Consider the following 20,763-nt stretch of genomic DNA (forward strand, 5'->3'; position numbering starts at 1 on the left):
AAGATTCGAAGGAGAGGACGCAGACACCCGCATGGGTAGGCACAGCAAGCCCGACTCCGGGGATTCCCTGCCCGATCCCGAACCCGAGCCGTTCGACGAGCATGTCGACGAACCCGATGCCTGGGGTGCGGGGCGATTCGGTGACGAATACGGCCAACCGGCTGGCGATGACTATCCCGAGTTCGGGTTCCGCCCGGCCGAGGCGGAGCCGCCGGCCGATCACGAGCCGACGGCCGAAGAGCCCGCGGCGACGGCTCCCCCACCGCCGCCGTTGCGGGCGAGCCACCGCGGGCTCCGGGATTGGCAGGGCGGGCACCGCAGTGCCGGTGGCCGGCGCGGTGTCAGCATCGGTGTGATCGTCGCCCTGGTCACCGTCGTCGTGGTGGTTGCGGGGGTGATCCTGTGGCAGTTCATCGGCGACGCGCTGTCGCACCGTTCGCACACGGCCGCCGCGAACTGCGCGGGCGGCAAGGACGCCGTCGCGGTCCTGGCCGACCCGTCGATCGCCGACCAGGTGGAGGAGCTCGCCGACGGCTATAACAAGCAAGCGGGCCCCATCGGCGACCGCTGTGTCGACGTCACCGTCAAAGCCGCCAACTCCGACGCCGTCATCAGCGGCTTCATCGGCAAATGGCCGGCCGAGCTGGGTGCCCAGCCCGGCCTGTGGATTCCGGGAAGTTCGATCTCCGCGGCCCGGCTGTCCGGTGCCGCCGGGCAGAAGATCGTCAGCGACAGCCGCTCGCTGGTGACCTCGCCGGTCCTGCTGGCGATACGACCGGAGTTCAGCCAGCCCCTGTCCAAGCAGAACTGGGCGGCATTGCCCGGCCTGCAATCGAATCCGACGTCCATGGCGAACTGGGGGTCGCTGCGACTGGCCCTGCCGGTGGCCGGCAACGGCGACGCGTCATTCCTGGCCGGCGAGGCCATCGCCGCGGCGTCGGCGCCCGCCGGCGCGCCGCCGACGGCCGGTAGCGCCGCGGTACGCACCCTGGTGAGCGGGCAACCCAAACTGCCCGACGACTCGCTGAACGAGGCGATGAACGCGTTGCTGAAGCCGGGCTCGAAGGCCGAGGAGGTGGCCGCCGCCCCGGTTCACGCGGTCGTCACCACCGAGCAGCAGCTGTTCGCGCGCGGCCAGTCGATCTCGGATGCCAAGAGCAAGTTGGGATCCTGGACCCCGCCCGGCCCGGTCCCGGTGGCCGACTACCCGACGGTGTTGCTCAGTGGCTCCTGGCTGAAGCAGGAACAGACCACCGCCGCGAGCGCCTTTGCGCGGTACATGCACACCCCCGAGCAGCTTGCGAAGCTCGCGAAGGCGGGATTCCGGGTCAACGGTGTCAAGCCGCCGAGCAGCCCGGTGACCAGCTTCGCGGCCTTGCCCGCCACTTTGTCGGTCGGCGACGACGCCCTGCGCGCCACGCTGGCCGACACCATGGCCACCCCGTCGATCGGTGTCGCCGCCACGATCATGCTGGACCAGTCGCTGCCGAACGACGATGGCGGCGGCAAGACCCGGCTGGCCAATGTCATCGCGGCGCTCGACGGCCGGATCAAGGCGTTGCCGCCCACGGCGGTCATCGGGCTGTGGACCTTCGACGGCCACGAAGGACGCGCCGAAGTGCCGGCCGGGCCGCTGGCCGACCAGGTCAACGGTCAGCCCCGCTCGGCGGCGCTCGCGGCGGCGCTGGACAAGCAGTATTCCTCCGGCGGCGGGGCGGTGTCGTTCACCACACTGCGGATGATCTATCAGGAGATGCTGGCCAACTACCGCGCCGGCCAAGAGAATTCGATTCTGGTGATCACCGCCGGGCCGCACACCGACCAGAGTCTGGACGGCCCCGGCCTGCAGGACTTCATCAAGAACAGCGCCGACCCGGCCAGACCCGTGGCGGTCAACGTCATCGACTTCGGCGGGGACCCGGACCGGGCCACCTGGGAAGCGGTCGCCCGGCTCAGCGGCGGCAACTATCAGAACCTGCCGACCTCCGCTGGACCGGATTTAGGCACTGCCGTCAACAACTTCCTAAGCTGAGGCGGCCCGGATGGACTTCACCCCGGATCCCGAGCTGTATCCGTTCGAGTCACGCTGGTTCGACAGCTCGCGGGGCCGGGTCCACTACATCGACGAGGGTGACGGCCCGCCCATCCTCTTCTGCCACGGCAACCCCACCTGGAGTTTCCTCTACCGCGACATCATCAAGGCCCTGCGGGGCCGATTCCGTTGTATCGCACCGGATTACCTCGGCTTCGGCCTGTCCGAGCGCCCGGCCGGCTTCGGGTACAAGATCGACGAGCACGCCCGCGTCGTCGGAGAGTTCGTCGACCACCTGGGTCTCGACGGATTCGTGACGATGGGACAGGACTGGGGCGGCCCGGTCAGCATGGCCGTGGCGGTCGAGCGTGCCGACCGGATCCGCGGTGTCGTATTGGGCAACACCTGGTTCTGGCCGACGGATGTGTTGACCACCAAGATCTTCAGTCGGGTGATGGGCAGCCCGCCCCTGCAATGGGCCATCCTGCAACGCAATTTCTTTGTGGAGCAGATGATTCCGGCGGGGACGACGCGCAAACTGAGCCCGGCCGAGATGGAGCACTATCGGGCGGTGCAGCCGAACGCCCAAGCGCGCAAAGGTGTCGCCGAGATGCCCAAGCAGATCCTGGCCGCCCATCCCCTGCTGGAACGACTTGGCCGGGAAGTGCCGGCCACGCTCGGCGGCAAGCCCGCCCTCTTCGTCTGGGGCATGAAGGATTTCGCGTTCCGCCCCGGACCGTCGCTGCCGCACATGCGGGCGGCGTTCCCCGACCATGTGCTGGTCGAGTTGCCCACGGCCAATCACTTCATCCAGGAGGACGCCCCCGGCGAGATCGCCGCGGCAATCCTCGACCGCTTCGGCTGACCCCGGAAGCCCCTTAAGCGAACGCTTCGACCGGCGGGCAGGAGCAGACCAGGTTGCGGTCGCCGTAGGCGCCGTCGATGCGGCGTACCGGGGGCCACACCTTCGGCCGGATTGCCTTGCCCAACGGGTACGCGGCTTCCTCGCGGGTGTACGGGTGGTTCCACTCCGACGCCACCAGGCACTCGGCGGTGTGCGGGGCGCCGCGCAGCGGGTTGTCGTCCACCGGCCACTGTCCGGAACCGACGCGGTCGATCTCCCCGCGAATGCCGATCATCGCCTCGCAGAACGCGTCCACCTCGGCCAGGCTCTCGCTCTCGGTGGGCTCCACCATCAAGGTGCCGGCCACCGGGAAGCTCATGGTGGGCGCGTGAAAGCCGTAGTCCGCCAACCGCTTCGCAACATCGTCGACCGTCACGCCGGTGGCCTTGGTGATACCGCGCAGATCCAGGATGCACTCATGGGCGACCATCCCGTTCTCGCCGGTGTAGAGCACCGGGAAGTACTCGTCGAGGCGCCGCGCGATGTAGTTGGCCGACGCGATCGCGGTCAGCGATGCTGCCCGCAGCCCGTCCCCGCCCATCATCCGGATGTAGGCCCAGCTGATCGGCAGGATCGACGCCGACCCGTAGGGCGCCGCGGACACCGGGTGGCCCTGGGGAAGTTCGGGGGCGTGCGGGTGGCCGGGCAGGAACTGCGCCAGGTGCGAGCGCACCGCCACCGGGCCGACGCCCGGGCCGCCGCCGCCGTGCGGGATGCAGAACGTCTTGTGCAGGTTCAGGTGGCTGACGTCGCCGCCGAACTTGCCCGGCCGGGCCAGGCCCACCAGCGCATTCAGGTTGGCGCCGTCGACGTACACCTGGCCGCCGGCGTCGTGCACGGCCGCGCAGATGTCGGCGATGTCGTGCTCGTAGACGCCGTGGGTGGACGGATAGGTGATCATCAGCGCCGAGAGTCGGTCCGCGTGTTCACCGACCTTGGCCCGTAGATCGTCGAGGTCGACGTCGCCGTTCTCGTGACACCCGACCACTACCACCCGCATCCCGGCCAGCGCGGCCGAGGCGGCGTTGGTGCCGTGCGCGCTGGACGGGATCAGGCAGATGTCGCGGTGCGGTTCGCCCCGGCTGGCATGGTAGTCGTGGATTGCCAGCAGCCCCGCGTACTCGCCCTGGGAACCCGCGTTGGGTTGCAGCGAGACGGCGTCGTAGCCCGTGATGGCGACCAGCCAGCTTTCCAGGTCACCGATCAAGCGGCGCAGGCCGACGGTGTCGGACGCCGGGGCGAACGGATGCTGACGCCCGAACTCCGGCCAGGTGATGGACTCCATCTCCGCTGCCGCATTGAGCTTCATGGTGCAGGAGCCGAGCGGAATCATGCTGCGGTCCAACGCGATGTCCTTGTCCGCCAGGGTGCGCAGGTAGCGCATCATCGACGTCTCGGTGCGGTACCGGTGGAAGGCCGGATGGGTAAGGAATTCCGATGTGCGAGTGTTGATTTCAAAACTCAGGGGCTGGCCGGCCGGTAGGCCGAACGCGGCCAGCACCGCCGCGACGTGAGCGTCGGTGGTGGCTTCGTCGCAGGCGATCGACACGTGGTCGGCATCGACGCGCCACAGGTTGATTCCCCTATCTTTCGCCGCGGCCACCACCTCGTCGGCGCGGTCCGGCACGTGCGCCAGCACGGTGTCGAAGAAGTCGTCGTGCACCAGCGCCTCGCCCAGGGCGCCGGCGATGGTCTCGGCCTGGGTGTGCACCCGGCGCGCGATGGCGGTCAAGCCCTCGGGGCCGTGATAGCTGGCGTACATGGCTGCCATCACCGCAAGCAGCACCTGCGCGGTACAGATGTTGCTGGTGGCCTTGTCGCGGCGGATGTGCTGTTCACGGGTCTGCAATGCCAGGCGGTATGCGTCGTTGCCGTCGGCGTCTTTGGACACCCCGACCAGGCGTCCCGGCAACTGCCGGGCGTGCTTGGTGTGCACCGCCAGGTAACCGGCGTGCGGGCCGCCGAATCCCATTGGCACGCCGAACCGTTGGGTGGTGCCGAACGCGACGTCGGCGCCGATCTCGCCGGGCGGTGGCAGCAGGGTCAGGGCCAGCAGGTCGGCTCCGATGGCCACCAGCGCCCCGCGGTCGTGCGCCTGGCGCACCAGCGCGCCCCAGTCCGTGATCCGCCCGCTGGACCCGGGCAGCTGGGCGATCACCCCGAAGAAGTCGCCCTCGGGCAGCCCGTCCCGCAGGTCGGCGGTGACGATCTCGATGTTCAGCGGCTTAGCGCGGGTGGTCAGGATCGCGGCGGTCTGCGCGAACACGTCGACGTCCACGGCGAGCCGGTTCGCCGGCCCCCGGTAGGCCCGGTGCATCAGTGTCATGGCCTCGGCGGCCGCGGTGCCCTCGTCGAGCATCGAGGCGTTGGCGATCTCGAGGCCGGTGAGGTCGGTCACCATCGTCTGGAAGTTCAGCAGCGCCTCCAGGCGGCCCTGGCTGATCTCGGGCTGATACGGGGTGTACGCGGTGTACCAGGCCGGGTTCTCCATGATGTTGCGCAGCAGCACCGGCGGGGTGAGCGTGTCGTAGTAGCCCTGCCCGATCATCGACACGGCGATGGTGTTGCTGTCGGCCAGCACCCGCAGCTCGGCCAACGCCTCGGCCTCGGTGGCGGCCTGCGGGAGGGCGTCCAGGCCGGGGGCGAGACCACCGGCGGTCAGTGTGTCGAGGATGCCGCTGGGCACTGCCTTGGCGGCCAGTTCGTCCAGCGAGTCGACGCCGATGACGTCAAGCATTCTCTTGACGGCCGAGCTGTCCAGGCCGATGTGCCGGTCGGCGAACGTGAGATGGTCGGACACGCGAAGATCTCCTGACGTAGGGCACCACTGAGTGCGGGGCCCTCTCCCTCTGTCTTCACCCGCACATCGGGCGCCTGAGAGATTCGGCGCGGCAGGCGCCTTTCCCCATCGGCGGACGGTGACCAATACGGGCCACAGTCACTTTCCAGAGGCATCGTTGTCTCGGGCGGTCCGGGTGCCTGAGAGGTTGACGGAGAGGTATTGCTCCTTCGGCGTCCGTAGCTGGCGGCCACGGAACTCTCCCGCGCGAGGGCGATGCGGCTACCAGTTTACGCCGCCGGGCAGCTAGCCGATCTTGCGGTCGCGGTGCTTGCGCCGGGAGGCCAGCTCGTCCTCGGGCGCGGCGATCGATTCGCCGCCGTCGGCCCGCTCACCCGGGAAGTCGGCGATGACGCCGGTCAGCTCGCGCATCGCGCCCGAGACGGCGATGCCGAACACGCCCTGGCCGCCCTGCAGCAGGTCCACGACCTCTTCGGCCGACGTGCACTCGTACACGCTGGTGCCGTCGGAGAAGAGAGTGATGTTGGCCAGGTCCTGCACGCCGCGCTGGCGCAGGTGGTCGACCGCGACCCGGATGTTGTGCAGCGAGATCCCGGTGTCCAGAAGCCGTTTGACGATTTTGAGGACCAGGATGTCTTTGAACGAGTAGAGCCGCTGGCTGCCCGACCCGGCCGCGCTGCGGATGGAGGGCACCACCAACGAGGTGCGGGCCCAGTAGTCCAGCTGGCGGTAGGTGATGCCGGCGATCTGGCAGGCACTCGGTCCGCGGTAACCGACCAGTTCGTCGGGCACCGAATCGTCCGGGAACAACCCGGGCTGAACGGGTTCGGCGGCGCTGCTGTTGGCTTTCGGCGCGGTGGCCGGGTTTTCAGCAAGATCCAGCTGTCCTTGACGTGGCTGCTCGCTCACGGTGCGTCCTCTCGCCGATCGCGCTGTTGTCACTAGCTGCGGCACTGGCTGCCCCAACAGCCACGTTATCTCAGGTTCGAGTGTTTGAGAGCATACGCTGTTCGGTGGCCGCTGTGCTGTGGTCGATCATCAACTCGTCAACAAAGTATGGCTGCCGCCCGGATCAGTCGGCGATATCTGCCAGGCGTGTCGACAATCCGTTGTGTGATATGAGACGCATCCGTGACATGCGGGGGGTACCCGGTCGACACGGGCGTATGCCGCTCAGGTCGCCTTGAAGTCGTCCGGGGAGACGCTGTCGAGAAACTCCTTGAACTTCTCCACCTCGTCCTCGCGGACGGCACTGCTGGCCTCTTCGTCACCCTCGTCGGGAATCAACAGACCGGCCTGGGCGAGAACGTCCTCCTCGACGTAGATCGGGACACCGACCCGCAGGGCGATCGCGACCGAGTCCGACGGCCGGGCCGACACCTTGATGTCGCGGTCGAAGATCAGGTCGGCGTAAAACGTGCCTTCCTGCAAATCGACGATGCGGACCTCTTTAAGCGAATGCCCAAGTGCGGCAATGAGATCCCTGATCAGATCGTGAGTCAGCGGCCGGGGTGGCTCCACCCCCTGTTGCTCGAGCGCGATGGCCGCGGCCTCCGACTGGCCGATCCAGATCGGCAGATAGCGGTCACCGTTTGCCTCGCGCAGCAACAGCACCGGCTGGTTCTGGGGCTGCTCGACGCGAATGCCGACAACACGAACTTCACCCATCTGTGTCTGCCCTCCGCACGCGCTGCTGTGACTCAATTCGCCGAATACCAGCTGTCGAAGGAAGTCTAGTCCTCAGCGGTGCAGTACGTCGCGGACGGCGGACTTGATCAGTGAGGTGTGCAAGGTGATTGCCAGCGCGGCCACCTCTCGCGCCAGGTCGTCGGCACGGTCGCGCGCGCCGGCTTTGTCCGCCTTGACCAGCGGACCGGCGATCTGGGCGATCAGGTCCGACTGGCGGTCGGCCGCGGAACGAAACGCACGCAGATGTCTGGGTTCGACGCCGTAATCGGCCAGCGCCCGCGCACATTGAAGTATCACCACGGCGTGTTCGTCGAAAAAACCGGCCGGGCCGGTGGTGATCACGCCGGCCTTGAGTAGGGCGGTCAGCAGCTGGTCGTCTACGCCCGACCGTTCCAGCAGGTCTTCGCGACTGAGCCGGATACGCGGCGGCGCCACCGAGTCGGAGACCGCTTCGGAGCCGGCGCCGTCGGCGACCGTGACCAATCGCGGTACGCCGTAGGGAGACCCGACCGCCGGCAGTTCCCCGTCGGGCAGCGCGTCCAGCTGAGCCCTGATCACCTTCAGAGGCAGGTAGTGATCCCGTTGCGCGGTGAGGATGAAGCGCAGCCGCGCACAGTCGTAGGCCGTGAACCTCCGATAACCCGACGCCGCGCGTTGGGGCGTCACCAGCCCTTCGGCCTCCAAGAAACGAATCTTGGAGATTGTGACGTCGGGAAAATCAGGTCGCAGCAAGTCCAGGACCGCCCCGATCGACATCCCGGCGAGCGCAGGGCTATCGGGCGCGGTCACTGGCCCCCGGATCCCCCGTCGTCGTCACCCTTGGGGCCGGTCAGGAATACCAGACGGAACTTGCCGATCTGAACTTCGTCGCCATTGGCCAGCACGGCGGAGTCCACCGGCTCGCGATTGACGTAGGTGCCGTTCAAGCTGCCCACGTCGACGACGCTGAACTCGCCGCCTTCCAAACGGAATTCAGCGTGGCGGCGGCTCACCGTCACGTCGTCGAGGAAGATGTCGCTATCGGGGTGCCGGCCGGCGGAAGTGATGGCCTGGTCCAGCAGGAAGCGGGAACCGGCGTTGGGTCCGCGTTTGACGACCAGCAACGCCGAGCCCGCCGGGAGGCCCTCCACCCCGGACACCGAACTCTCGGTACCCGACTGAGCGGGCGCGTCCAGTTCGTTGAGGAAGTCGGCGCGGAAGACCGAGGTGGTCTCCACGGTGACTTCATCACTCTGGTCGTTATCCATTCCCGTCACCCGCTGCTCCTCACTGGCCGCTGTGGCGTTGTCTGACCGGGCCGTTCGGCCGGTCGCCCACTCGGATCTACCGCCTGTACTGCGCTGCTGTTCACTGCTTGAAATAACCGATGTCTTGACCGTACCGCGCACGGGTCGGCCGTGTGCCGACCCCTGCAGGATCCTAAGCCCGACATCCCGGCTTCTCCTAGATCTACCGAATCCCCCGACCGGTCCCGGATCCTGCCACGCAACGCTTTCGGGACCTTAGCAACCGTCATTCGGTCAGCGTGCCGCGGTACGCCTCAGCGTCGAGCAGTCCCGCGATCGCCGTGTCCAGTTCGCCGACGTCGGCGCTGTCGACCTGGAGCTCCAGCAACCATCCTTCGCCGTAGGGATCGGAGTTGAGCAGCTGCGGTGTGCTCTCCAGCTCACCGTTGACCGCGGACACCTTGCCCGAGATCGGGGCGTAGAGATCGGACACCGACTTCGTCGATTCCACCTCACCGAACGAGTCGCCGGCACTGAGCTCGGCGCCCACATCGGGCAACTGAACGAACACCACGTCACCCAGCGCCGACTGAGCGAAATCGGTGATCCCGACCCGGACGGTGTCTTCCGCGCTGCGGCGAACCCACTCGTGTTCGGTGGTGTAGTGCAGATCGGACGGGATATCGGTCACGGTGATCCTGTTCTGGTCGGTGTTGGTTCACTTGCCGGGCTGAGCGTATTGGTGCGGTTTTGGTTGTCGCAAGGTGGTCACCTCGATGCGGTCGGCCTGCTGCACCGACATCCGGCCGCCCACCCGCTTGACGCTGTCCTCGGCCCCGCCCGGGATGTTCATGGCCGCGGCCAGCGTGGGCGGATCACCAATCGCCAGAATCGAATACGGCGGCGAGAACGGCTTGCTGTCGATGGTGAGGGCACCCGCCGAGCCGGTGACCCAGGTGTCGACACCGACCCGCACGGACTGTCGGGCATCGTTGATCTCGACCGCCTCGGCGCCCGCCGCGCGCAGCTCGTTGATGACGTCGAGCATCACTTCGGGTGCGACGCCGGGCCCGGGATCCTCGATCTTCACGGTCACGCCCGGGCCGGTCGCCCCCACCGCGCCGGCCAGGATGGACAACGCGGCCAGTCTCGCCTGCGCGCTCTCGATCGCGGCCTGGTCGGTGTTGCCCGAGGCCTGCAACGCGTTCAGGGTGTTCTGCAGATCGGCCACCTCGGTGCTCAGCGTCGCCTCGCGCTGCCGCAACGAGTCCAGCAGCACGAGCAGGTCCGCGGGACGGGCGGTCTCCAGGGAATCGCCGGATTCGTTCTGCCGCACCTGGGTAACGATCGCTATCCCCAGGACCAGGCACAGCAACACCGCCAGGCTGCCGAACACCAGTCGGGACCTGCCGCCGGTCAGCGCCGCCCGCAGACCGGTCCGGCCACCGTTCGAACGCTTTGCCGGCAGCTCGTGCCGCCCGTGGTGGACGGGCTTTTCGTCCTTCTCGTGGGGGTTCGGCTCGCCGTCGGACATCTCGTCACGCTCCGAACAGCCGGCGGCGCAGCGCGGCCGCGTTGCCGAAGATCCGGATTCCCAGCACCACGATGATCGCCGTCGACAGCTGGGTGCCGACGCCCAGTTGGTCGCCGACGTAGACGATCAGTGCCGCGACAAGGACGTTAAACACGAACGAGACAACGAAGACCTTCGGGTCGAAGATCCGCTCCAGGTAGGCGCGCAACCCACCGAACACCGCGTCGAGCGCGGCGACCACCGCGATCGGCAGATACGGCTGGATGACCTCGGGAACGCTGGGATGAAACACCAGCCCCAGCACGATGCCGATGACGAGCGCGGCGATACCGATCACTTGGGCCCAATCTCTCTGGCGAACTTGATGTCCCGGATCGCTCCGGCCGGCAGAGCCAGGCTGTCGCCGAGGTTCACACTGACGCCTACCCCGTAGGAGGCCTCCAGCAGCCTAAGCCGACGCAATCCGGGACTGCGATCGAAGGTGTCCCGCATCGCCTTCGACGGGCCGACCGCCAGGATGGTGTACGGACTGGTGGTCGGGTTGTTGTCGACCAGGATTGCACCCCCGGCCTGCCGGATGGTCACGTTGGGCCCGATTCTGGCACCGTCGACCGAAATAGCTTCCGCGCCACTGGCCCACAACGAATTCACGACGAGTTGCAGGTCGCGGTCGAGGATGATCTGCTGACTGCCGCTGACCCGTTGCTTGGACGCGTCGGACAGGTTCGGGCCGGCGCCGGGGTCGGTCACGGTCACCGTCAGGCCGGGCCCGGTCACCGGCGTGCTGGCGGCCGCCAGGCTGAGCGCGTCCAAACCGTTCAACAGCCGTTGGCCCTCGGCGTCGTCCGCCAGAGCGAGGCGCTGCACCTGATCGACCTTGGCCGCCAGCGCGCCGCGCTGCTGCGCCAACCGCGTTGCCGTGGCTTGGGTCAGGCGCACATTGGAGGCCAGCAGTTGCTGCGCGGAGCGAACCCCGGGAGCGACCGAGCGGGCCTGGGCGACGGCGGCCGCGAACACGGCCGCCACCAGGGTCGCGGCCAGCGCCTGCCACAGCCACCCGAACGCGCGCTCGCGCCGGCTTTCGGGTTCGGCGCGGCGCTGGCGTTCGGCGGCCGCCGCCGCGTAGCCGGGGTCGAGATGTTCGGACAGCAACGCGCGCAACAGGGACGGCACCGGAATGCGTTTGGGGCGGGCCGCATCATGGGTGCTGAAGCCGGCGTTGGGGTCGTAGCCTCCCAGCAGCCGGTCGGGCTCAGCCACGGCTGACCTTCGGCATCCGGCGCATCACCAGGACCATCTGCACGAGGTAGAGCACGAACGCCCACAGGTACATGTACAGCCCCCAGATCAGAAACGCCCAGCCACAGGCCAGCACGACGCGGCTCCACAGCGCATCCCACTGCCCCAGCAGCACCAGCGGGAAACCGGACATCAGCGCGAAGGTCGCGGCCTTGCCCACATAGGAGACCGGCAGCGCCGACAGCCCGCGGCTCCACAGCAGCGGCAGGGTGCCGGCCAGCGCCGCGTCGCGGGCCAGCAGCGCCAGCACGAACCACCACGGGGCAATGCCGCTGATCGCGAAGACGATCGGCACGGTCACCATGTAGAGCCGGTCGACGGCCGGATCCAGCAACATACCCAGCCGCGACTGCTGATTGAGCAGGCGCGCGATCTTGCCGTCCGCCCAGTCCGAGAACCCGCTGAACATCAGGATCGCCACCGCCCAGCTGAGGGTGTGAGTGACCAGCATCAGGTAGACGAAGACCGGGATCAGGCCGAGGCGGACGACGCTCAGCACATTGGGCACCGTCAGGACCCGGTTCTGCGCGAGCACTGGCTCCATGTGCCGTGACATTAGCCCGGTGACGATGCGGTCCGCGCGGCGGAGGGAGGACTCAGCGGAAGACGCCGGGCAGGCTCAGGGTGGACAGCGTGTCGTCGGACAACGGGTTGTCATTGACCATGTAGGTCCACGTCGACGTCGGGCGGGCCAGCTTGGACAGGTCCAGACCCGGCTCGTCCTCGAGGATGTTCGCCGTCTCGAACGTCTGCTGCGCCGCCTCGATGGCGTCGGCGGCCAGCGACGCGAACGCGTCCACCGCCATCCGGTGGAATTCGTCGAGCGGGTTCTGGCGCCCGAGCGCGCGCAGGTGGATGCTCTCCCGGATGTCGGCCAGGTAGGCCAGGTGATCGGCCCAGCCGCGGTCGAGGTGATACAGCATGATCAGCCGGCAGATCTTTTCCAGGCGTTCCTCGGAGATCTCCTCGCGCAGCTCCTTGTATCGCTTGGGTGCCAGCTCCTCCAGCTCCTCGCGCGCAGTCGGCGTGCGCAGCAAGGTGTTTCGCCGATCGACGATGATGGCGCGCTGCTGGGCGATGAGCTGGTTGTAGCGCCAGGTATTCGCGTGCACATCGAGCAGCCGGCCCTCGGCGACCCGCTGTGCATGGTCGAGCAGAGTGTTGGTCTTCGGGCTGAGAATGCGGCCGTCCTCGTCGGTTTCGGTGGGCAGCTTGTTGCTGTCGAGATTGGCCGCCACCACGTCGTCTTCCCAGCTCGAGAAGAACACCGACGACCCCGGGTCGCCCTGACGCCCGGCGCGGCCGCGCAGCTGATTGTCCAGACGTTCGGTGTGGTGGCGGCCGGTGCCGACCACATGCAGCCCGCCCAGCTCGGCCACGCGGTCGTGGTCGGACTCGTCGGAGCCGCCCAGGCGGATGTCGGTGCCGCGTCCGGCCATCTGGGTGGATACGGTGACCGAGCCGTAGGTGCCGGCCTCGGCGATCACCTGGGCTTCTTCGGCGTCGTTCTTGGCGTTGAGCAGCACCGCGGGGACATTGCGCCGGGTCAGCCGCTCGTACAGGTCCTCGGATTCGGCGACGTCGCGGGTTCCGACCAGGACGGGCTGCCCGGTCTCGTGTACTTCCGCGATGTGCTCGACGATCGCGTCGTTCTTGGCGGCGGCGGTGATGTAGACGCGGTCGGACTCGTCCTCGCGGATGTTCGGGGTGTTCGGCGGTATCGGCGACACCCCGAGCTTGTAGAACTGGCGCAGCTGCTCGCCGGCGGCCAGCGCGGTGCCGGTCATGCCGCAGACGGTGGTGTAGCGGTTGATCAGCGCCTGCACGGTGATGGTGTCGAGGACCTCGCCGGTCTCGGTGGTCTCGATCCCTTCCTTGGCCTCGACGGCCGCCTGCAGGCCGTCCGGCCAGCGCTGCAGCTGGGCGATGCGACCGCGGGACGAATTGATGAGGTGCACCGCGTCGTCGCGCACGATGTAGTGGACGTCGCGCTGCAGCAGCACATGGGCGTGCAGAGCGACGTTGATCTCGGTGAGCGTGGTGCCGACGTGTTCCTCGGAGTACAGGTCGATGCCGCCGAGCGCCTTCTCGAGCTTGCGGGCGCCCATCTCGGTCAGGTGCACGTTGCGGCTGTCGGCGTCGGTGGCGAAGTAGTCGTCGGCGTTCTTGTGGTGCACGAGCTGGCCGACCAGCTTGATGATCTCGAGCCGCGGCGTCTCGCGGTGGGTGGTGCCGGCGAGCACCAGCGGCACCAGCGCCTCGTCCACCAGCACCGAGTCGGCCTCGTCGATCAGCGCGACGTCGGGGTTGGGTGACACCAGGTCGTCGACGTCGGTGACTAGCTGGTCGCGCAGCACGTCGAAGCCGATCTCGTTGACCGACGCGTAGGTGACGTCGCAGCCGTATGCCGTTCTGCGTTCCGCGCTGGTCGACTCGGCGGTGATCCAGCCGACCGTCAGTCCCATCGCCTCGATCAGCGGTCCCATCCACTCCGCGTCCCGGCGGGCCAGATAGTCGTTGATGGTCACCACATGCACGTGCCGCCCCGCCAGGGCGTAGCCGGCCGCGGCGATAGCCCCGGCCAGCGTCTTGCCTTCGCCGGTGGCCATTTCGATCACGTCACCGGCCAGCATCCGCAGCGCCCCGAGCAACTGCACGTCGAACGGACGCAGGCCGGTTGCCCGCTCGCCCGCTTCCCGGGCGATCGCCAGGAACTGCGGGATGTCGGCGGAGTCCGCCAGATCGTCCAGGTTGAGCAGCCCGGCGGCCTTACGCAGTTTCTCGTCGGTGAGGTCGGCGGCTTCCTTCTCGTACTCCTCGGAATCGGTCACCACGGCCATCGAGCGGCTGCGGTTCTTTTCCGTCGTGGCGCCGAGCAGGCGCCAGAAGCGGCTGCTCAGCCGTCCGGGCTGGGAGCGGGTGGTCTTCGGCACAGCCCCACGGTACGCGGTTGGCATCAGGCCAGGTTGGATCGGCGCGGGTAGGCGACGCTCGGGTCGGTGAGCACGTTGACCACCGCGGGCAGCCCGCTGGCGAAAGCGCGTTCCAGGGCCGGGCGCAGCTCCGCGGGCGCCGCCACCAGCTCGCCGTGGCCGCCCAGCACGCGCGCCACCTCGTCATAGCGGGTTCCCGGGCGCAGCTCGGCCACCACCGAATAGCCGTACAACGCCTCCATCGGGTGCTTCTCCAGCCCCCAGATGCCGTTGTTGCCCACCACCGACACCACCGGCACGCCATGCCGGACCAGGGTGTCCCACTCCATGCCGCTGAACCCGAACGCGCCGTCGCCCTGCAACAGGACCACCTGACGTTCGGGGTGAGCCAGCTTGGCCGCTAGCGCGTAACCGGGGCCCGAACCCAGGCACCCGAAGGGACCGCTGTCCAACCAGCAGCCGGGCTGGTAGCTGTCGATCACCCGGCCGGCGTAGGACCCGAAGTCGCCGGCGTCGATCACGACGATGGCGTCGCGGTCCAGCAGCGGGGCCAGTTCGGCGTATACCCGCATCGGGTGCAGCGGGATGCGGTCCTCGGCCAGTTCGGCCCGCTCCAGGTCCCGCGCGGCGGTCTCGGCGGTGCGCAGTCCGTCGATCCACTCCTGATGTCCAGGCGTGCCCGATCCGGCCAGTGCGGACAGGATCGCGGTCAGGTCGCCGTACAGTTCGGCGGCGACCGGACGCGGATGGGCGCGCCCGGGTCGGGCGCGGTCGACGACGACGAGCTGGGTGTCCGCGCCGAAGACCCCGCCGAAGCCGAGCCGGAAATCCATCGGCACCCCGACGATCAGCGCGACGTCGGCTCCACCCAGGGCCCTCGAACGCGCCCGCGAGAACGCCAGCGGGTGGTCGGCGGGCACCACCCCGCGGGCCATCCCGTTCATCAGCACCGGGATGCGCAGCTGTTCGGCGAGGCGCAGCAGCGCGGTTTCCCCGTGCCCCCACCACACGTTGGTACCGGCCATGATCACCGGACGCTCGGCTTTGGACAGCAGGTCGACGGCTCGATCCAGCGCGTCGGCGTCGACGGCGGGCGGTACGGGCAGGTCGCTCAGCGCGCCCGGCCGGCCGTCGTCCTCGGACACGGAAAACACGTGATCCATCGGGAAATCGACGAATCCGACACCCGACGGGGCCCCGACCGACGCCCGCAGCGCCTCATCGAGCAGCGAGCCGGCGTCCTGCGCCGACTGTGCGGTGGCGGCGAATCGGGACAGCGGCGCCACAAACGGCACGTGGTCGATCTCCTGCAACGAACCCATCCCCCAGCGACCTGCCGGTGCCCGGCCGCCGAGCACCACCAGCGGCGACTGGTTCTGCTGCGCGGCAGCCATGGCGCTCATGCCGTTGGTGATGCCCGGACCGGCGGTCAGGGCGGCCACCCCAGGCACCCGGGTCACCTTGGACCAGCCCTCGGCAGCGAATGTCGCCGTCTGCTCATGGCGGGTGTCGATCAGGCGCACACCCTCGTCGCGGCAACCGTCGTAGATCGAGAACAGATGTCCGCCGGACAGCGTGAAAAGCGTGTCGATGCCGCTCGCCCTGAGCCGGCGGGCGATGAGTCGTCCGGCGTGCACGGTTTGGGCTGGGGCGGCTTCGGTGGTCATATTCGCAGCCTATCCATCCGCTTCGGGTACCTTCGCCGGAGGATTTCTGTTGCTCAGCCGCGCAGAACACCTCGACCGTGAGGAGACAAGGCCGTGGGCCCGAAGCCGTTTACGCCGTCGATCGACTGGTCACACGCGCTCATTGATTCGTTGCGGTGGACCGCCATCGCATGGTCGATCAGTGCGGTCGCCCTCTTGTTGGTGCTCGTGCTGTTCCGGTTCATCACGCCGTGGGGCCGGCAGTTCTGGCGGATCACCGGTGGGTATTTCACCGGTCGCCACAGTGTCCGGGTCTGGCTGATGTTCGGTGTGCTGCTGCTTTCGGTGGTGCTGGCGGTACGGCTGAATGTGTTGTTCAGCTACCAGGGCAACGACATGTACACCGCCTTGCAGAAGGCTTTCCAGGGTGCCGCCGGCGACAACGATGTCGTCAAAAACTCTGGTGTGCATGGCTTTTGGATGTCGATCGGGATTTTCAGCATCATGGCCGTGATCCACGTGGCCCGGGTGATGGCCGATATCTACCTGACCCAGCGGTTCATCGTCGCCTGGCGCGTCTGGCTGACCGATCACCTCACCGGTGACTGGCTCGCCGGCCGCGCCTACTACCGGGACCTGTTCATCGACGAAACGATCGACAACCCGGACCAACGCATCCAGCAGGACATCGACATCTTCACCGCGGGAACAGGCAACGGGCCGAATCAGCCGGGGACCGGAACGGGAAGCATTCTGCTGTTCGGCGCGGTGCAATCGGTGATTTCAGTCGTCTCGTTCACCGCAATCCTGTGGAACCTGTCCGGCACGCTCACCATCTTCGGGATCGACTTCCCCCGGGTGATGTTCTGGACGGTGATCGTCTACGTGCTCATCGCCACCGTCATCTCGTTCATCATCGGTCGTCCGTTGATCTGGTTGAGCTTCCGCAACGAAAAGCTCAATGCCGCTTTCCGATACGCGTTGGTGCGGGTGCGCGACGCCGCCGAGGCGGTCGGCTTCTACCGCGGTGAGCGGGCCGAACGCACCCAGTTGCGTAAACGTTTCACCCCCGTCATCGACAACTACCTCAAGTACGTCAACCGCAGCGTCGGCTTCTACGGCTGGAACCTGGCGGTGAGTCAGGCGATCGTGCCGTTGCCGTGGTTGATCCAGGCCCCCCGGTTGTTCGCCGGCGCAATCGATTTCGGTGACGTCAGTCAGACGGCTTCGTCATTCGGCAATATCTCGGACTCGTTGTCGTTCTTCCGTAACGCTTACGACTCGTTCGCGTCGTACCGGGCGGCAATCATTCGACTGCACGGCCTGGTCGAAGCCAACGAGCAAGGGCGGGCACTGCCGTCGGTGTTGGCCCTGCCGAGCACCGACGGCTCGGTGCAGATCGACAACGTCGAGGTGCGCAAGCCCGATGGCGACCGGTTGATCGACCCGTTGGATGTGCGTCTGGAGACCGGCGACTCGCTGGTGATCACCGGCCGCTCCGGATCGGGCAAGACCACCCTGCTGCGCAGCCTCGCCGAGTTGTGGCCGTTCGCCACCGGCACCCTGCACCGCCCCGGCGGCGACAACGAGACGATGTTCCTGTCCCAGTTGCCCTATGTGCCGCTGGGTGATCTGCGTTCGGTGGTGTGCTACCCGCTGTCGACCGAGGATGTCTCCGAGGCGGAACTGCATGACGTGTTGACCAAGGTCGCTCTGGCTCCGCTGATCGCGCGTCTCGATGAGGATCAGGACTGGGCCAAGGTGCTCTCGCCGGGTGAGCAGCAGCGGGTTGCGTTCGCCCGGATTCTGCTCACCAAACCCAAGGCCGTATTCCTCGACGAGGCCACCTCGGCGCTGGACCCGGGCTTGGAGTTCGCGCTGTACAAGCTGGTGCGTACCGAGCTGCCGGACACCATCCTGATCAGCGTGAGCCACCGCCCCACCGTCGAGCAACACCACAAGCGACACCTGGAACTGCTCGGCGAAGCGCAGTGGCGGCTGGGGCCGGTCGAAACCAAGGCGGCCCCCTCGGAAGTCACCTAGTCGGCGTCCGACAAAGCTCGGTGCTTCGTCAACTCTTGGGCGAGCATCACGATGATGCCACTGGGACCGCGGACGTAACTGAGCTTGTAGGTGTCTTCGTAAGTCGCCACGCCGCGCAGCGGATGGCATCCGTGCCTCGCTGCGATCTCCAGAGCCCGGTCGATGTCGTCGACTGAGAACGCGACGCGGTGCATACCAATCTCGTTGGGAAGGGTCGGTTCAGACTCGATCGCCGGCGGGTGGATGTACTCGAAGAGCTCAAGTCGGCCGTGACCGTCCGGGGTCTCGAGCATCGCGATGTTGGCGTGGTTGCCATCGAGGCCGACAGCGGTCTCGGTCCACTCACCGCTGACTGTGTCACGTCCCACGACCGTGAGACCGAGATCGGTGAAAAAGGAGATCGTCGCTTCGAGGTCGCGAACGGCGATGCCGACGTTTTCAAGTTTGATGGCCACGGGCTGCACGTTACGGCGATGGCCTGCTGCCCGCCGGGCCGCGTGCGCTCCGGCTGGGTCTGACGGCGCCTACGCGCCCGCCGCCCGCCGGGCCGCGTGCGCTCCGGCTGGGTCTGACGGCGCCTACGCGCCCGCCGCCCGCCGGGCCGCGTGCGCTCCGGCGCGGCGCCCGAAGAAGGAGCCCTCCCCCAGTTGCGTTCCACTGGCATAACCCTTGCCGTCCTGGGCGATGTTGGAGGCACAGGCTCCGGCCGCATAGAGCCCGGGGATCACACTGCCGTCAGCCCGCCGCACCTCACCGTCGATGGTGACCGTCAGGCCGCCCATGGTGAATCCGGAGTACATCGCCCGCCCGAGCGACAGATCGAACACCGCCCAGGGGCTTTTATCTTGCGGGGCAAGGTATTCGGGCTGCTTGTGGAAGTCCGGGTCCGCACCTTTCGCGGCGAATTCGTTGTAGCGCTGCAGCGTTTGCGCGAGGTTGCCCGTGGGGATGTCGAGCGCGGTCTCTATTTCGGCGACTGTCTCATACCCGTCCAGAAACTTGATCAGCGGCAACTCGGGCATCTTCATGTGCGCCTCGTCGACAATCAGATACGCGGTCTGCTCCGGTTGCTCCAGCACGAACGCAGAGGTGCGCGAGTGGTAGGAGTCCTCGGCGACGAAACGTTTGCCTTCCTTGTTGACGATGAGACCGGTCAGCAGGATCTCCGGCGGATAGGCCGCCGCCGTGATGAACAGTTCGTCCATGTTCTTGGTGGCACCGCCCGCCGACACGCCGAGCCGAATGCCGAGTCCGTCGTCGTGGGGGTTGCCCAGGATGTAGGGCGCAACCAGACCATGGTGTTTGGTGCGCCGCGGCTGACCGAGCGCCGGCGTGTGCTCGGCGACCATCTCGGGGTTCATCGCGAAACCGCCGGCGGCGATGACCACAGCCTTCGCACGCACGGATCCGTTCTCGGAGAACCGCTTCCAGCTCGCGCCGACGACTGCGCCGTCGCCGTCGACGATGAGGTTGGTCACCCCGGTTTCGTACTGGACCCGCACGCCGAGTTCGTCGGCGCGCTTGACGAGCAGGTCGACGACCATTGCGGCACCGCCCAATTCGCCGGGCACCGGCACGGAGTGCCCCCGTGGCGCCGGCTTGGCCTGCTCGCAGTACGGCCACACTTTCTCGTTGCCGGTATAGCTGAGCCCCTCGGTACCCGGCGGCACCACAACCTTGCCGGGGTAGTAACTGCGCTCGAACTGAAAGCCAAGTGCCTCAAGCCAATTGAAGTGCTCGACGCTGTCGTCGCAATAGCTGCGGATCTTGTCGAGTTCGGGCTCGCGGGACACCGCGACCAGGTATTTGTACATCTCCTCGGGCGAGTCGTCCTGATTGGTCGCCTGTTGTACGGCGGTGCCGCCCCCCAGGTAGAAGTGCCCCCCGGCCATGGAGGTGGTGCCCCCGGCAGCCGCGGCGCGTTCCAGAACCAGCACCCGGGCACCCGCGGCGGCGGCGCTGACCGCCGCGCACCCGCCGGCGATGCCGAAGCCGATCACGAGCACGTCGACCTCATCCGACCAGGACTCGACCGTGTCCGCGCTGACCGTCGGGGGAATGTCGGTGCTCACCGCTGCTCCTGTTTTATGTAGTCGTAGAACGCCTTGATCTCGGGCGAGAGGTACGCGATCTCCACAAACGGGACCCCCGCCTGCGGCGCGCTGACATAAGCGAAGTGGATGCCGCCGGGCATCACACCCTGCTGCACCACCTCGGCGTCGTGACGGGCCGCGTCGGCCAGCGCGGCGTCGAAGGCCTCAAGCGATTCGGCCTCCATGCAGATGTGGTGCAGACCCGGGCCCTGGTCGCGCAGAAACTCACTATAGATATTCTCCCCGCGGACCGGAGCGATCAGCTCCAGCTGCATATCCCCGAGGTAGCTCAGCGAGATGCCGGCGACGAAATCGGCCGGCTCACCTCGCAGCCGGCAGGTGTCCGGCGAGAAGTGGACATCGGGTATCCGCACCCACTTGCGGGCGCCTAAAAGCCCGGTGAGGGCCGTTTCTGTGGCATCGAGGTCGGGCGTCACCCAAGCGATCTGGATCGGTGACGCAGCGAGAAAGTTCATCGTCTCGCAGACTAGCGCAGCCCGAGGTCAGCTGAAAGAACGGGGAAAGACTTTGCCGTGACCGTCTGTGCCCGGCCCGGAGTGGCTG

General features: G+C 67.5%; 18 protein-coding genes and 1 riboswitch. Of the genes, 3 read left to right on the forward strand and 15 right to left on the reverse strand.

What is annotated here, in order from left to right; all coding sequences use genetic code 11:
* Positions 1 to 31 precede the first annotated feature (31 nt).
* Together ACNQS7_RS03360 and ACNQS7_RS03365 are read left to right on the forward strand one after the other, a co-directional pair.
* Entirely contained in the window at positions 32 to 2,032 is a 2,001-nt protein-coding gene (locus ACNQS7_RS03360) for a substrate-binding domain-containing protein (protein WP_418011425.1), read from the forward strand.
* Positions 2,033 to 2,042: 10 nt separating this feature from the next.
* Positions 2,043 to 2,897 (forward strand): haloalkane dehalogenase, encoded by an 855-nt coding sequence (locus ACNQS7_RS03365; RefSeq protein ID WP_418011426.1) that lies wholly within the window; start codon positions 2,043 to 2,045, stop codon positions 2,895 to 2,897.
* Between the two features lie 13 nt (positions 2,898 to 2,910).
* Here the strand turns inward: ACNQS7_RS03365 and gcvP are convergent, their stop codons facing one another.
* The 12 genes from gcvP to ACNQS7_RS03425 form a co-directional block, all read right to left on the reverse strand.
* Positions 2,911 to 5,736, reverse strand: a complete 2,826-nt coding sequence (gene gcvP / locus ACNQS7_RS03370; protein ID WP_418011427.1) for an aminomethyl-transferring glycine dehydrogenase — start codon at positions 5,734 to 5,736, stop codon at positions 2,911 to 2,913.
* Positions 5,737 to 5,893: 157 nt separating this feature from the next.
* Positions 5,894 to 5,991: riboswitch (glycine riboswitch) on the reverse strand.
* Between the two features lie 30 nt (positions 5,992 to 6,021).
* Positions 6,022 to 6,645, reverse strand: coding sequence for a MerR family transcriptional regulator (locus tag ACNQS7_RS03375; RefSeq protein WP_418011428.1), 624 nt, complete (start codon positions 6,643 to 6,645; stop codon positions 6,022 to 6,024).
* 264 nt (positions 6,646 to 6,909) lie between these two features.
* On the reverse strand, positions 6,910 to 7,404 hold the full coding sequence (locus ACNQS7_RS03380; RefSeq protein ID WP_306240477.1) for a bifunctional nuclease family protein: 495 nt from the start codon (positions 7,402 to 7,404) through the stop codon (positions 6,910 to 6,912).
* 72 nt (positions 7,405 to 7,476) lie between these two features.
* On the reverse strand, positions 7,477 to 8,214 hold the full coding sequence (locus ACNQS7_RS03385) for a MerR family transcriptional regulator (RefSeq protein WP_418011429.1): 738 nt from the start codon (positions 8,212 to 8,214) through the stop codon (positions 7,477 to 7,479).
* Positions 8,211 to 8,672, reverse strand: coding sequence for a glycogen accumulation regulator GarA (garA, locus tag ACNQS7_RS03390; RefSeq protein WP_120792861.1), 462 nt, complete (start codon positions 8,670 to 8,672; stop codon positions 8,211 to 8,213). The genes ACNQS7_RS03385 and garA overlap by 4 nt, the downstream gene beginning before the upstream one ends.
* Before the next feature lie 265 nt (positions 8,673 to 8,937).
* Positions 8,938 to 9,342 (reverse strand): glycine cleavage system protein GcvH, encoded by a 405-nt coding sequence (gene gcvH / locus ACNQS7_RS03395; RefSeq protein ID WP_418011430.1) that lies wholly within the window; start codon positions 9,340 to 9,342, stop codon positions 8,938 to 8,940.
* Positions 9,343 to 9,369: 27 nt separating this feature from the next.
* On the reverse strand, positions 9,370 to 10,185 hold the full coding sequence (locus tag ACNQS7_RS03400; protein WP_418011431.1) for a DUF881 domain-containing protein: 816 nt from the start codon (positions 10,183 to 10,185) through the stop codon (positions 9,370 to 9,372).
* A 4-nt stretch (positions 10,186 to 10,189) separates the two neighbouring features.
* Entirely contained in the window at positions 10,190 to 10,522 is a 333-nt protein-coding gene (locus tag ACNQS7_RS03405) for a small basic family protein (protein WP_055579108.1), read from the reverse strand.
* A complete protein-coding gene (locus ACNQS7_RS03410; RefSeq protein WP_418011432.1) occupies positions 10,519 to 11,445 on the reverse strand; it encodes a DUF881 domain-containing protein in 927 nt (308 codons plus the stop codon). The genes ACNQS7_RS03405 and ACNQS7_RS03410 overlap by 4 nt, the downstream gene beginning before the upstream one ends.
* Positions 11,438 to 12,028 carry a CDP-alcohol phosphatidyltransferase family protein gene (locus ACNQS7_RS03415; RefSeq protein ID WP_418011433.1) on the reverse strand — a complete coding sequence of 197 codons (591 nt, stop codon included), beginning with the start codon at positions 12,026 to 12,028 and terminating at the stop codon, positions 11,438 to 11,440. The genes ACNQS7_RS03410 and ACNQS7_RS03415 overlap by 8 nt, the downstream gene beginning before the upstream one ends.
* 52 nt (positions 12,029 to 12,080) lie before the next feature.
* Positions 12,081 to 14,417 (reverse strand): accessory Sec system translocase SecA2, encoded by a 2,337-nt coding sequence (secA2, locus tag ACNQS7_RS03420; RefSeq protein ID WP_310766465.1) that lies wholly within the window; start codon positions 14,415 to 14,417, stop codon positions 12,081 to 12,083.
* Positions 14,418 to 14,440: 23 nt separating this feature from the next.
* The gene (locus ACNQS7_RS03425; protein ID WP_418011434.1) at positions 14,441 to 16,084 is read right to left on the reverse strand and encodes an acetolactate synthase; all 1,644 of its coding nucleotides are present in this window, start codon (positions 16,082 to 16,084) and stop codon (positions 14,441 to 14,443) included.
* Positions 16,085 to 16,177: 93 nt separating this feature from the next.
* Between ACNQS7_RS03425 and ACNQS7_RS03430 the strand changes: the two genes are divergently transcribed.
* Positions 16,178 to 18,106 (forward strand): ABC transporter ATP-binding protein/permease, encoded by a 1,929-nt coding sequence (locus ACNQS7_RS03430; protein WP_418011435.1) that lies wholly within the window; start codon positions 16,178 to 16,180, stop codon positions 18,104 to 18,106.
* On the opposite strand, the gene ACNQS7_RS03435 is transcribed toward ACNQS7_RS03430, so the two are convergent.
* The 3 genes from ACNQS7_RS03435 to ACNQS7_RS03445 all read right to left on the reverse strand — a co-directional run bounded on the left by ACNQS7_RS03435 (position 18,103) and on the right by ACNQS7_RS03445 (position 20,675).
* The gene (locus ACNQS7_RS03435; protein WP_418011436.1) at positions 18,103 to 18,561 is read right to left on the reverse strand and encodes a VOC family protein; all 459 of its coding nucleotides are present in this window, start codon (positions 18,559 to 18,561) and stop codon (positions 18,103 to 18,105) included. The genes ACNQS7_RS03430 and ACNQS7_RS03435 overlap by 4 nt on opposite strands.
* A 123-nt stretch (positions 18,562 to 18,684) precedes the next feature.
* On the reverse strand, positions 18,685 to 20,178 hold the full coding sequence (locus ACNQS7_RS03440; RefSeq protein ID WP_418011437.1) for an FAD-binding protein: 1,494 nt from the start codon (positions 20,176 to 20,178) through the stop codon (positions 18,685 to 18,687).
* The gene (locus tag ACNQS7_RS03445) at positions 20,175 to 20,675 is read right to left on the reverse strand and encodes a VOC family protein (protein ID WP_418011438.1); all 501 of its coding nucleotides are present in this window, start codon (positions 20,673 to 20,675) and stop codon (positions 20,175 to 20,177) included. Before ACNQS7_RS03445 ends, ACNQS7_RS03440 begins: the two co-directional genes overlap by 4 nt.
* Positions 20,676 to 20,763 lie beyond the last annotated feature (88 nt).

This window comes from Mycobacterium sp. 23 (genome assembly GCF_048287075.1).
GTDB classification, from domain to species: Bacteria; Actinomycetota; Actinomycetes; order Mycobacteriales; family Mycobacteriaceae; genus Mycobacterium; species Mycobacterium gordonae_B.